General features: G+C 56.7%; 15 protein-coding genes. 9 read left to right on the top strand and 6 right to left on the bottom strand.

The window, feature by feature from the left end; translation table 11 throughout:
* The first annotated feature begins 98 nt into the window (after positions 1-98).
* Genes A3K90_RS07095 through A3K90_RS07080 form a run of 4 tightly spaced genes read left to right on the top strand, consistent with a single transcriptional unit; the run spans position 99 to position 2,734 of the window.
* Complete coding sequence (locus tag A3K90_RS07095; protein WP_303681885.1) at positions 99-845, top strand: MotA/TolQ/ExbB proton channel family protein; 747 nt, start codon at positions 99-101, stop codon at positions 843-845.
* Positions 846-851: 6 nt separating this feature from the next.
* Positions 852-1,385 (top strand): biopolymer transporter ExbD, encoded by a 534-nt coding sequence (locus A3K90_RS07090; protein WP_303681884.1) that lies wholly within the window; start codon positions 852-854, stop codon positions 1,383-1,385.
* A gap of 1 nt (position 1,386) precedes the next feature.
* A complete protein-coding gene (locus tag A3K90_RS07085) occupies positions 1,387-1,911 on the top strand; it encodes a biopolymer transporter ExbD (RefSeq protein ID WP_303681882.1) in 525 nt (174 codons plus the stop codon).
* A 31-nt stretch (positions 1,912-1,942) separates the two neighbouring features.
* Positions 1,943-2,734, top strand: a complete 792-nt coding sequence (locus A3K90_RS07080; RefSeq protein ID WP_303681881.1) for an energy transducer TonB — start codon at positions 1,943-1,945, stop codon at positions 2,732-2,734.
* Positions 2,735-2,860: 126 nt separating this feature from the next.
* On the opposite strand, the gene A3K90_RS07075 is transcribed toward A3K90_RS07080, so the two are convergent.
* The 6 genes from A3K90_RS07075 to purE all read right to left on the bottom strand — a co-directional run bounded on the left by A3K90_RS07075 (position 2,861) and on the right by purE (position 6,996).
* Complete coding sequence (locus A3K90_RS07075; protein ID WP_303681880.1) at positions 2,861-3,049, bottom strand: hypothetical protein; 189 nt, start codon at positions 3,047-3,049, stop codon at positions 2,861-2,863.
* A gap of 37 nt (positions 3,050-3,086) precedes the next feature.
* A complete protein-coding gene (locus tag A3K90_RS07070; RefSeq protein ID WP_303681879.1) occupies positions 3,087-4,292 on the bottom strand; it encodes an aspartate aminotransferase family protein in 1,206 nt (401 codons plus the stop codon).
* Positions 4,293-4,360: 68 nt separating this feature from the next.
* Positions 4,361-4,573: a hypothetical protein gene (locus A3K90_RS07065; RefSeq protein WP_303681878.1), complete on the bottom strand. Its 213-nt coding sequence runs from the start codon at positions 4,571-4,573 to the stop codon at positions 4,361-4,363.
* Positions 4,570-5,859, bottom strand: coding sequence for an NAD(P)/FAD-dependent oxidoreductase (locus A3K90_RS07060; RefSeq protein WP_303681877.1), 1,290 nt, complete (start codon positions 5,857-5,859; stop codon positions 4,570-4,572). Before A3K90_RS07060 ends, A3K90_RS07065 begins: the two co-directional genes overlap by 4 nt.
* Positions 5,860-5,987: 128 nt before the next feature.
* Positions 5,988-6,482 carry a cupin domain-containing protein gene (locus A3K90_RS07055; protein ID WP_303681875.1) on the bottom strand — a complete coding sequence of 165 codons (495 nt, stop codon included), beginning with the start codon at positions 6,480-6,482 and terminating at the stop codon, positions 5,988-5,990.
* Complete coding sequence (gene purE, locus A3K90_RS07050; protein WP_303681874.1) at positions 6,469-6,996, bottom strand: 5-(carboxyamino)imidazole ribonucleotide mutase; 528 nt, start codon at positions 6,994-6,996, stop codon at positions 6,469-6,471. The genes A3K90_RS07055 and purE overlap by 14 nt, the downstream gene beginning before the upstream one ends.
* 146 nt (positions 6,997-7,142) lie before the next feature.
* Here purE and hemN point away from each other — a divergent pair, with 146 nt between their 5' ends.
* The 5 genes from hemN (at position 7,143) to ablB (ending at position 12,754) form a co-directional block, all read left to right on the top strand.
* Positions 7,143-8,567, top strand: coding sequence for an oxygen-independent coproporphyrinogen III oxidase (gene hemN / locus A3K90_RS07045; protein WP_303681873.1), 1,425 nt, complete (start codon positions 7,143-7,145; stop codon positions 8,565-8,567).
* A gap of 59 nt (positions 8,568-8,626) precedes the next feature.
* Complete coding sequence (locus tag A3K90_RS07040; protein ID WP_303681872.1) at positions 8,627-9,760, top strand: Gfo/Idh/MocA family protein; 1,134 nt, start codon at positions 8,627-8,629, stop codon at positions 9,758-9,760.
* A 144-nt stretch (positions 9,761-9,904) separates the two neighbouring features.
* The gene (locus A3K90_RS07035) at positions 9,905-10,417 is read left to right on the top strand and encodes a MarR family winged helix-turn-helix transcriptional regulator (protein ID WP_303681871.1); all 513 of its coding nucleotides are present in this window, start codon (positions 9,905-9,907) and stop codon (positions 10,415-10,417) included.
* Entirely contained in the window at positions 10,368-11,684 is a 1,317-nt protein-coding gene (gene ablA / locus A3K90_RS07030) for a lysine 2,3-aminomutase (protein WP_303681870.1), read from the top strand. The genes A3K90_RS07035 and ablA overlap by 50 nt, the downstream gene beginning before the upstream one ends.
* Positions 11,685-11,920: 236 nt before the next feature.
* Entirely contained in the window at positions 11,921-12,754 is an 834-nt protein-coding gene (ablB, locus tag A3K90_RS07025) for a putative beta-lysine N-acetyltransferase (RefSeq protein ID WP_303681869.1), read from the top strand.
* Positions 12,755-12,756 lie beyond the last annotated feature (2 nt).

Raw genomic sequence — 12,756 nt, 5'->3', positions numbered from 1 at the left:
ATTTACTAAATTCTTACAAATCATAATGGAGCGTTTTTCCCGATCGGCCGCATGATGCTCCCCCTTCAGTATAGCAAATTAACGGAAAGCAACTACCCATGAAACAGGGACTCTTCACCGGTCTGCTCATTGCGGCAGCCTACATCGTTTCGCTTCTTTTTTATCTTTGGATGGGAACGACCCCTCCTGATTCCATGTTCCACGCTGTCTGGAAGGGCGGCCCGGTGGTATCGGTCCTGATGGCCCTTATCCTCATGGTCATCGCCTATACGGTTGAACGCATCATTGCGCTCAACAAGGCGGCCGGCAAGGGCAACATCCCGGAGTTCGTCCAGGGAATCAAGCAGGATATAAACAGCGGTGATATCCAGGGCGCCATCGCCCGGTGTGACGACCATCAGAGTTCGCTCGGTGCAGTACTGCGTTCGGTTCTTGATCGTTATACCCAGCTGGCTGCCTTCAATGTGACTGATCGGGATAAAAAGATCAGCGAGATGGAGAAGGCCGTCGAAGAAGCCTCCACGATGGAGATGCCGCTTCTTGAGAAGAACCTTGTCGCCATTTCGACCATCGCGTCCATTTCCACCATGGTCGGCCTGCTCGGCACCACCATGGGCATGATCCGGGCTTTCCAGGCCATGGCGACGAGCGGTGCGCCCGATGCCGTTCAGCTTTCGCTCGGCATTTCCGAGGCGCTCTTCAATACGGCCCTCGGCATCGTTGGCGGTATCCTCGGCATCGTGGCATACAACATCTTCACCACCAGGGTCGACCGTTTCAGCTACATGATCGACGAAGCTGCTTTCTACATCATCCAGACCCTTGGAACCGGATCCAGCCGGTAGCGCCAGATGTCGAGAATAAAGGCAAAACGGGTAGGCTTCAGGCTTGACATGACCCCCATGGTGGATGTCGCGTTCCTGCTGTTGACTTTTTTCATGCTCACCACCAAGTTCCGTCCGCCGGAGCCGGTGGCGATAGATCTGCCATCATCGCACTCCGAGAAGAAACTGCCGGAGTCGGAAGTTCTGACGGTCACAGTCAGCGGAGACGATGACTTTTTCATGGGAGTTTCCTCCCAGTCGACACGTGAACGTCTTTTTAATGCTGTCATCCGTCCGAAGCTCGAGGCCACGGGCATGTCGACGTCGGCTGTCGCGGATTCTTTGAAGAGCTTCCGGCTTGCTGATACTTTTCGGGTTGAGAGGGCAGAGCTCGACCGGTTCGTCGTGATGGCTCGTTTTGCCGACCAGCGGCTCCGGCCTGTCGTACGGGCTGACAGCGACGCAGGGTTCGAGGCGGTCGACCATGTAATCAAGGTTTACAAGAAGGCGAACCTTCTTACCTTCAACCTTGTCACTGTTCTTGAGAAGGAGGGCCGCTAGGATGGGAATGGTAGACACTCCGGGCGAACGTCGCGGAATGAAGGAGAAAGGGCATCAGCGGAAGCGTATCGGGTTCCGTCTCGACATGACCCCGATGGTGGATGTGGCTTTTCTGCTCCTGACCTTCTTTATGCTGACGACGACATTTTCGAAATCCAACACCATGGAGATCAACATCCCGCCTGAACAGGGCGAGGTCAAGGTTGCAGAATCCAACATACTGACGCTCCGCATACCCGGAGATGGCATGGCCTACTGTTCCCTCGGTGAGCTGGCCCCTCGGCGCATTCCGCTTTATGAGCCCGGAGATGACGGAAGAAAGGCTCTCAGCGGCGATATGCGGAGTCTTCTCCGCCAGCAGTCACTCTCAAACAGCAAGCTGGTAATCGTTGTCAAAATCGGCCAGAAAGCCAAATACAAGCAGCTTGTCGACATAATCGATGAACTGAACCTGATGAAAATCGACCGGTTCAGTCTCGACGATTACACCCCCCAGGACGATCTGGAGATAAAGAAATCCGTATAGGCGGAGCATTACTGAACCGAACGCTTGTCCCGTGCAGTCAAACCTCAAGAAAATTCATAGTGAAATTGATGCCGACATGAAGGCATCACGCTGGTCATTCAGTGAAGAGTTTCTCGATACCGACCGTCTTCGCGGAATCTGGTACGGCAACCTTTCACTCCGGCGTCAGGCGCATATCTTCCTCAGTCACGGAGTGATTGCAGCAGTCCTGCTTCTTTTCCTCTTTTGGGTAGCCGCGGCCAACTGGGGTAGACTGATGTCGCTTTTCGGCGGTTCTGCCGATTCAGGCAAGATGCTCCAGTGCTATGAAGTGGTCACCAGCGTGACTCAGCTTCCGCCGCCTCCGCCCCTTGCTGCTCCGCCGCCTTCGACTGCCGTTCCCTCCGTCCCTGCCGCGGTTGCGCCGAATGTCGGAAAGATCAAAAAGGTCAAGGAGAGCGAGGTTCCGGCCGAACAGACCATCGCCACCCAGAAAGAGCTTCGCGAGGCCATCCAGACTGAGCGCGTTGAGGGCAGCGGAGAGGGTGGGCCGGTATTCATCCCCTGCGAGAAAATGCCCGGGTTTCTCGACCAGCGCAAACCGCACTATCCCGAGATGGCCCGTATCGCAGGTATCGAGGGGAAGGTGTTCGTCAGCGTCCTCATCGGAGAAGACGGCAGGCCGATGCGTGCTGTTGTGATGAAGCGCATTCCCGCTGACTGCAGCGTTTTCGACGATGTCGCCCTCAAATCCGTGATGGAGTCGAAATACTTTCCCGGTATACAGAACGGACGCGCCATCAAGGTATGGTTCACCGTACCGATCCGGTTCCAGATCAACTGACGGCCCAAAGTCTTTTCCTCTCTTTGTAATCCAGTGTAAGCGCCCCGTTGAGGGCGCTTTTCAGGGTTCAACGGGGCTGCTGTTTTGAATGTTCACTGAGTGAGAGAAGGGGAGATGGAAACGAGGTCAGTGTTTCCGGGGGCGGATGAGGATGCCGACAGCTACAGCGGCGTATGCGCCGATGAGGAGGAAGGGTGCAATGTTGAGGGCGAAGAATCCGTCAACCTGGCGTTCAATCGCCATGCCCCAGAAGCTTGCGGCAATTACTGCCGCACCCGCTCCTATCGTCAGGTAGTTCGTTCTGCCAAGAGGCATCGCCGACGCCCCCTTCGGGGCCTGATGCACTCTTGGTTCAGGCGCCTGCTTTTTCTTCGGTGAGGATTTCATCGAGTACATTGATGCAGTATTGGGCTTCCTCCCTTCCGATGATGAGTGGCGGGAGCAGGCGGATGACATTGCGGCTGGTTGCGTTCATGATGACCCGCCGCTGGAGGGCGCGTTCGACATAGTACTTCGCCTCCCGCTCGACGGTGATACCGATCATCAGGCCATACTGGCGGATGTCGGTGATGGCGGAATGGCGACGAGCAAGTTTCGAGAGTTCCTCATTGAAGAACGCCCCGGTTTGGGTGGCGCGCTCCATCAGTTTGTCTTTTTCGATGGCCTCGATCATGGCAAGCCCTGCCGCGCAGGCTACCGGGTTACCGCCGAATGTGGTTCCGTGGCTTCCGTAGGTCAGAACGCCGGCAACCTTCTCGCTGCCGATGACTGCTGAAAGTGGAAGCCCGCCGCCGAGTGGTTTTGCGAGGCAGACGAGGTCAGGCTCGAGGCCCAGCTGCTCATAGCTGAAGAATGTCCCGGTCCGTCCGCAACCGGCCTGGATTTCATCGGCAACGATGAGGAATCCGTACTGTTCGCGCAGTGCCATCAGGCGGTCGCTGAAGGCTTTCGACACTCTGTGGATGCCACCTTCTCCCTGCACGGCTTCAATGAAGACAGCTGCCGTTTTCCCCGACACCCTCCGCTCGAGGTCTTCCATGTCGTTGAACTCGATCATGCCAAGTGCCGGAAGCAGAGGGTGGAACCCTTCGACATACTGGGGCTTGGCCGTCAGTGACATTGCTCCATAGGTCCTGCCATGGAAGCAGTTGCTCAAGGAGAGCACTTCGTTCTTCTCTCCATTTCCGTTGTCAGCAGCCCATTTGCGTGCCATTTTGATCGCAGCCTCAACAGCCTCCGTGCCGCTGTTTGCGAAAAAAACCTTTGAGAGGCCTGAAAGCTTAAGGAGTTTGGCTGCCAGTTCGAACTGGGGGCGCATCATGAAAAGGTTCGATGCGTGGATCAGCTTCGAGGCCTGCAGGGCGATGGCCTGCTCCAGGCGTTGGTCGCCGTATCCGAGCGCGTTGACGCCGATACCTGCGATCATGTCGAGGTAGCGGGTTCCGTCATCTCCCACCAGCCAGGCCCCTTCACCGTGCGTGAGGGCAATGGGGAGTCTGGAGTAGTTGTGAAAAAAGAGCTGTTCTTCAGTTTCGCGGTTGACTGAGAGTGTGTTCATGCTTGTTCGTTGGCTACAATGGGATGGTGAACGTTCGGCTGGAAGTATACTGATGAATCGTGATGCTTTCAAGCATTTTCTTGGGCCCCGTTCCACAACCTCCATGAACGAAAGATCCGCCATACCCCGTATGATCCCGTGAGGAGGGAGTAGAGGTAAAGATCGCTCTCATGGACGCCGGCAACTCCCGCCATGGCGAAACTTAGCCATATGGCGAGGCCGAGAAATGCCGTACCTGTCATAACCCCTGCAATGGCCGTCAGGGAGTGTTTGGGTTTCATGGCGCGGGTTCTTTCCTGCACGGGCCGGCTTCAGGGTAGAACCGCCATTCGCGGTTTACGATGAGGCGGGCACCGAACCCGAAGGTGAAGTAGGACCATCCCCACTGCATCAGGACGAATACCCGGTGCTTGAAGCTGGTGAGGTAGTAGATGTGCACCAAAAGCCATGTGAACCATGCCGGGGCGCCGTCGAACTTGATATTGCCGATCTCGACAATGGCCCTGTTTCTGCCGATGGTGGCCATCTGTCCTTTGTCCTTGTACTGGAACGGCTTTCTTGCCTTGCCTTTGAGGTCGCGTATGATGGTCTTGCCGATGAAGTGGCCTTCTTGCAGGGCGACCGGAGCCATGCCGGGAAGGGGCTTGCCGTCGCTGTTGAAGAGGCAGGCCTGGTCGCCGCCGACGAAAATTTCCGGGTGGCCGGGGACTGAGAGGTCACCTTCTACCACGATTCTTCCGATCCGGTCGGTTTCTGCTCCGAAATTGTCACCGATGCGGATGGCTGTGACGCCGGCCGCCCAGAGTACGGTCGCGGCTTCGATCCGCTCGTTGCCGATCTGTACACCGTTTTCATCGACATCGTTCACCATGCTGCTGGTCCAGACCTGCACTCCGAGCTGTTCAAGCGAACGGGTGGCCTTGCTGGCCAGTTCCGGGGAGAACGATCCGAGGATCCTCGGCGCGGCTTCCACGATGAAGATGCGGGTGAGTTTCGGATCAATCTGGTGGTAGAGCTTCGAGAGGGTGTAGCGGCTCATTTCCCCGATCGAGCCTGCAAGTTCGACACCGGTGGGGCCGCCTCCGACGATGACGAAGGTGAGGAGCTTCTTGCGTTCGACAGGGTCGTTGCTGCGCTCGGCGGCCTCATAGGCCTCCAGCACGCGGCGGCGGATTTCCTTAGCCTGCGAGAGTGTTTTCAGGCCGGGGGCGTTCTCCTCCCACTGGTTGTTGCCGAAATAGTGGTGGCGTACTCCGCAGGCAAGAATCAGATAGTCATACTCCACCGGTCCGAAGTCAGTATGGATGGTGTGGTTTTCCGTATCGACGCGTTCTACGATGCCCTTGTATACAGTGATGTTATTGTATATGGAGAGCATGTTGCGCAGCGGGGCGGCGATGTCCCCCTCGTCGAGGGCCGACATGGCGACCTGATAGAGGAGCGGCTGGAAAAGGTGGTAGTTCCGCCTGTCAATCAAGGTAACTTCAACATCATCTCTGTTGCCGAGGACTCGCGCGGCATTCATGCCCGTGAATCCTCCGCCAACGATAACAACTCTCTTTTTCATTGTCCTGTTTGTCTTTTCATGGAAACCGTCTCTCCAGCGCCCTTTGGTGGGCGCCTTGGTGGCAAAAATGCCGTAACATGGCGTAAGGTAAAAAAAAGATGGAAAATCCCGAGTGAATATAAGAATATTCAGGTGAGCTTTTCAATGATCGCGCGATGCCTCGGGTACTGCCCGATGAGCTCCTCTTTCCGTGCGAATGTAAAGTCCCTGAAGTCGAACCCCGGCGCCACCACACAGCTCACGAGAGCATAGCTTTCCGGAGCGGGTTCTTCAAGTGAAGCCCCGAACCAGCACCCGGCAGGCACAACACCCTGCATGCAGTCACCTTTCTCGGGGTCGGGCCCCAGGATGAACGCTCTGTGCCCGGAGCCGAATGCATCCACCCTGAGGGCAGTGCCGGCATGCCACAGCCATAGTTCATCGGAATGGATCCTGTGGAGCTTCGAGCGCTCCTCGCCCCGGAGCAGGTAGTGGATGGCTGTTGCCATCGAGCGCTCTCCGCCGAACGGGCTCTCTGCAGTGAATGGATAGGAATCTGCCGTTCGCCAGCTCTCCCGGTACCATCCCCCTTCGGGATGACAGAGCAGTCCGAGATGCGCAATCCAGAATTCAGCTGTTTTCATGCAGCCGCTGGCGGATTTTTTCGGTTTTCTGGCGCGAGGCATCTGCCAGTTTCAGGCGGAAGGCTGTGAGGGCCTGCATCAGTTCGGCATCGGCAAGCGCAAGGATCTGCACTGCCAAAAGCGCCGCGTTGCGGGCGTTGTCGATGCCGACGGTTGCCACCGGAATGCCGGCCGGCATCTGTACGATGGAGTAGAGGGCATCCTGGCCGTTGAGTTTCTTGCTGAAGATGGGAACGCCGATGACGGGTAGTACGGTCATGGCGGCGGTAACTCCCGGCAGATGGGCAGCACCGCCGGCGGCGGCAATGATGACCTTGAGTCCGCGTGCTCTTGCTCCCGAAGCATACACTTCAAGATCGTGAGGTGTGCGGTGGGCTGAAATGACGGAAATTTCAGAAGGCACCCCGAACTCGTCAAGCACCGTCGAAGCCTCTTTCATGATGTCGAAATCCGAGTCGGAGCCCATAATGATGCCGACCTGCGGTGCTCTTCCGGTGCTGTCCTGTATGTTCATAAGGGAATAAGTATGACAGGCTGGACTGCCTGGGGTAGTCCGGCTGAGGGTAGCCTGGAGCCTGATGGATTTATGAAATTGCCGAGTTTTATGTATTTTGGCGAATGTTGAATTTATAAAAATAATACTTGTTGAGGAAGACAGCAATGGCAACCAATCTTGCAGAGAAGTACAGCAATCCCGGCCCACGCTATACCAGCTATCCGACCATTCCGTCCTGGAGCACCGACGGTATTTCCCAGGAGCAGTGGAAAGAGGCTATGGTCAAGGGTTTCAACGACAGCAATGAAACCACCGGCATCAGCATGTACATTCATATTCCGTACTGCGAGAACTATTGCTATTTCTGCGGATGCAACGCCCACCGTACCCAGGACCACTCTTTCGAGGGGCCATATCTTGATGCCCTCCTGAAAGAGTGGCAGATGTACCTCGACGTGTTCCCCGGCACCCTCAATGTCAAGGAAATGCATATCGGCGGCGGCACTCCGACCTTCTTCAGCCCCGAAAACCTTACCAAGCTCATCGATGGTCTCTACAAGCATGTGAACCGCATGGACGGTTACATCTTCAGCTTCGAGACCAACCCCCGTTCAACAACGAAAGAACATCTTCTTGCGCTCTACAACGTCGGTTTCCGCCGCCTGAGCTTCGGCATCCAGGATTTCGACCCGATCGTGCAGAAGGAGATCAACCGTCCCCAGTCGTTTGAACTGGTGAAGGAGAAGGTCGACCTTGCCCGCCAGATCGGCTTCACTTCCGTCAATTTCGATCTGGTATACGGCCTTCCCAAGCAGAACCTCGGCACCATCACCGACACCATACAGAAAGTGATGGAGCTCCGTCCCGACCGCCTTGCGTTTTATGCCTACGGCCATAACCCGCACATGTATGAAGGGCAGCGCAACTTCAAGGAGGAGGATCTTCCTGTCGGAGACGCCAAGCAGGAACTCTACGACAAGGGAAGTGCCATGCTTGAGTCGATCGGCTATCACGAAATCGGCATGGATCATTTCGCCATCGAGGGCGATGCTCTCTATAAGGCGGCAAAGAGCGGCACTCTGCACCGGAACTTCATGGGCTACACGGAAAACACCACCCAGATGATGCTGGCGCTCGGCTCATCTTCCATCAGCGACACCTGGTACGCATTCGCACAGAATGAACGGACCGACGGCGCCTACATCAAGGCAGTCAACGAAGGCCGATTCCCGCTGCACCGCGGTCATATGCTCACTCCGGAGGATCTGGTGCTCCGTCGCCACATTCTCAACCTCATGTGCAAGCAGGAGACATCATGGGCTGATCCGGCACTCTACACCGAGGAGCTCGACGTCGCCCGCTACCGTCTCGAGGATATGGAGAATGACGGCATGGTCGTCCTCGGAGAGAACAGCGTAAAGGTTACGGATGCCGGTATCCCATACCTCCGCAACATCTGCATGGCCTTTGATGCCCTGCTCTGGCGTTCCGACAGCCTTTCGAAGGCTTATAATGTGTCGCGCGACATCCAGAAGGGCTATATTGAAAAAGCCCGGCTTGCAAAGGAACAGAAGCAGAAGGCCGTCTGAGGGCGGCTGCCTCAATATCTGAAGGGTGATCGAGGTCACCCTTTTTTTATGCCCATGTGATGAAAAAAGAGATACGGATCGGTTTTCTTGGAAGTGGATGGGCGCGCATCGCCCAGGCTCCGGCGTTTTCCCTGATGGACGACGTTGTGCTTGCCGCTGTGGCCAGTCCTACCGAAAAGCACCGTATGAAGTTCATGGAGTCGTTCGGCATCACGGAAGGATTCGATGACTGGCGCGGGATGCTCGACCGGCATCTCGACCTGGTCTGCGTGACTACCCCTCCGTTCCTTCATCGCGATATGGTGACGGAGCTTCTGGAAGCCGGATCGAGTGTCATCTGTGAAAAGCCCTTCGCCCTCAATGTCGCAGAGGCGGAATCGATGTTCAACGCTTCGCTTTCGGCACCGGGCCTTGCTCTCCTTGACCACCAGCTCCGGTTCCACCCCGCGGTCCGAACCATGAAACAGATGATCGAGAGCGGAGAGATCGGAAAGGTGTTCGACGTGCGCGCCATTGTCAACCTTTCAAGCCGCAACCGGCCCGACCAGCCCTGGACGTGGTGGAGCGACCGTGAACGGGGCGGGGGAGCCCTCGGTGCCATCGGTTCGCATCTTGTCGACCTTAACCGCTTTCTGATCGGGGAGCTTTCTGAAGTTTCCTGCAACCTCACGACCAGCATCCCCCAGCGGCCGGATCGCGATGGGAAAATGCGCCAGGTTACCTCAGATGACAGTTTCTCAATGATGATGCGTTTCGGCCCATCCTCCATTGCCCTCAACTGCCCCTCCCTCATGCAGGTTACGACGGTCGGTTCCTATACCTGGTTCTCGTTTGAAGTTTCCGGCAGCCGGAAGTCCATCCGCCTTGATGGTGCGGGCCGTCTCTGGGAGATAGAGACCGGGGGAGCAAAGAGCGGGCGCAGTCTCATCGATGCCCCCCGCTGGAAACAGGTCGAGCCCATCCTGCCATGGGACGAACTCGTGCTGCAGGAGAAAATCCGCCACTCGTCTCTGGCCGTCCACGGCATCTTTGCCGTCGGATTCGCTTTCCTTGCTCACCGGGCCGTGAAGGCCATCCGCAATGGGGACGTGCGTATCCCCGATGCGGCCGGGTTTGCCGACGGCCTCGTCGTCCAGAAGGTCCTGACGGCCGCCGCAACTTCCCACCGGCTCCGCCAGTGGGTCAAGCCCTGAGAGCCCTTTCAGCCATATGAACCGGTCCGGATTGTTCTGGACCGGATTGTTTTATTTGTCAGAATTGTGTAGGTTGTGCCCGATTGTTTCGTGTACGAAAATATCGTGTGCGAAAGTTTTTTTATAACCAGATTTCCCCGAACGATGCAGCATGCCGTGTTGCCGGAGGAAGGGTCCGACGGAAGGGGGTACCATGCCCTGCGCCGTATTACACGGGCTCTTGATGTGCATTCCAGAAAGCTTCACCGGGAGTGGAAGATCACCTCTCCACAGCTGCTCTGCCTGCATACCCTGCAAAAGGAGAGTGTGCACACCCTTTCGCTGCTTGCCTCCGAGCTGCATCTGAGCGTCAGCACGGTCAACGGCATTCTTGATCGTCTTGAGGCTCGCGGGCTTGTGTCGCGTTCCCGCTCGCTGGAGGATCAGCGGAAGGTATTGCTCGGCATCACTCCTGCCGGGCAGGCTCTTATCGACTCGGTGCCCGAACTGATGCGCGATTCCTATCTGCGTGCGTTCAGTCGAATGCCTGCAGATGAGCAGATGCTCCTTTCGGAGCTGCTTGTAAAGCTTGCCAGGCATTTTGACCCGGAAATCACACCTGCATACCATGACCTTATCACTGGCCCAGCAACAGATTATCCAGAGGATCGACCATAACGCCACTCTTTCGGACTGGCAAGACTGGAAATGGCAGATGCGCCACAGCGTCCGCACCCTTTCAGCTTTTGAATCCCTTCTCGGCATCACCCTTTCGGATGAACAGCGCACTGCCTTCGGCGAAACGGTCGCGAAGTTCCCGATGTCCATCACCCCCTACTACCTCTCGCTCATCAACACCCGGGACATGGCGAACGATCCTGTTTTCCTGCAGAGCGTTCCCTCCCCGCGTGAACTCGAGATCATGACGGGCGACATGGCTGACCCGTTGCACGAGGATGCAGACAGCCCGGCTCCCTGTGTGACCCATCGTTACCCCGACAGGGTTTTGCTTCTGGTGAGCAACACCTGTCCGATGTACTGCCGTCACTGCACCCGCAAGAGGAAGGTGGGAGACCGGGATACCATTCCCGGCCGTTCGGCAATCAGTGAGGGCATCGACTACATCCGCCGGACTCCGCAGGTTCGAGATGTGCTGCTGAGTGGCGGCGACCCGTTCCTGCTCTCAGACGACTATCTCGACTGGATACTCGGGGAGCTTCAGGCCATAGAGCACGTCGAGGTCATCCGTATCGGCACCCGGACTCCAGTTGTGCTGCCGCAGCGCATCACGCCGGCGCTGGTTGCCGTTCTGAAAAAGCATCAGCCGGTCTGGGTGAACACGCATTTCAACCACCCGCGCGAGATCACCCAGTCGTCAAGAAACGCTCTGGCTCTCCTTGCCGATGGCGGACTGCCGCTCGGCAACCAGACCGTGCTGCTCTCCGGCATCAACGATTGCCCACGTATCATGAAGGCTCTGGTTCACAAACTCGTACGCAACCGCGTACGCCCCTACTATCTCTACCAGTGCGACCTCTCTGAAGGGCTTTCGCATTTCCGCACGCCGGTTGGCAAGGGGATCGAGATTCTTGAGAGCCTGATCGGCCATACGAGCGGCTTTTCCGTTCCGACCTATGTGATCGATGCACCGGGGGGCGGAGGAAAGATCCCTGTCATGCCGAACTACCTGATTTCATGGTCGACGAACAAGGTTGTGCTGCGCAACTACGAAGGAGTGATCACCACGTATAAAGAGCCGGATTCCTATCTGCCTACCTTCTGCGACCGAAATTGCGATCGCTGCGACCTGCAGCTCAATCTTGATGATGCCGACGCCATGGAGGCCATCGGCATCCAGCAGCTGCTCTCGGACCATGATGCCACCATTTCGCTCATCCCGTCCTCGAACGAGCGCCTTTCACGACGAAGAGGAGAGGATGAGTAATGGCTGATGGGCTGGTTCGACGATCTGGCGCTTGGTGTCGGTGGACACCATTTCTGGCGGAACGGCGATGCTGAGGATTTCTGTAACGGGAAGCGCAGCATGTACTGAAGGGGATGCATGGCGGAGCCATCAGTATGCAGGTGGATCTTAACCGGTTTTGCCGGCCTCTGGCGTTCCTCCCCGCAAGGCTCGTTACTCCCGTTTTCATTCATTGTTCCCGATACCGAAAAGGCTTCATGACAGATACCATTGAACAATATAAGGGCGCACTCATCCACCACGGTTCCTTCAGCCGGCGGATCTATCTGATGGACCTGGCTGATGCAGATCCTTTCACGTTACCCGATGAACTCGTCGGGCTTGCCTGCCGGAACGGGTACAGCAAGATTATTGCGAAAGTGCCGCTCGGCTTCTCCGATCCGTTTCTGGAGTGTGGTTACCGGGAGGAGGCTCGAATTCCGGGTTTTTATGGAGGCAGGGACATGATGCTGTTTCTTGCGCTGTTTCTTGATTCAAACCGGGCTGTCGCAAAGGATGGAGACGACATCGGGAAGATCGCAGTCATGGCCCACGCGCTTCCTCACTCGCCGGTGGAGGCTGTTGCTGAAGAATTTCAGATCCGGCAATGCACACCCGACGACATTCCCGCCATGAGCGCCATCTACCGGGAGGTTTTCCCCTCCTATCCGTTTCCGATCGATGATCCTGAGTGGCTGCTTGAGACCATGCGCACCCATGTAGACTACTATGGGGTAGAGCATGGAGGGCGCCTTGTGGCGCTTGCTTCATCTGAAATGGATCTTGTTGGAAAGAGTGTGGAGATGACCGACTTCGCAACCCTTCCGGAATGGCGCGGACACGGTCTTGCACTGCATCTGCTGCGGGTGATGGAGGAGGGGATGCGAAGTCGGGGGATGCTCACGGCCTTTACCATCGCCCGTGCGGCATCGGTTGGGATGAATATCACCTTTGCCCGTGCCGGCTACCTGTTTGGCGGTACTCTGGTCAACAACACCAATATCTCCGGAGGAATCGAGAGCATGAATGTGTGGCACAAAAGCCTCCACTGAGC

Origin of the sequence: Pelodictyon luteolum (genome assembly GCF_001622165.1) — a bacterium.
Taxonomy (GTDB): domain Bacteria; phylum Bacteroidota; class Chlorobiia; order Chlorobiales; family Chlorobiaceae; genus Chlorobium; species Chlorobium luteolum_B.
This window is presented reverse-complemented; position numbering and strand designations above follow the sequence as displayed.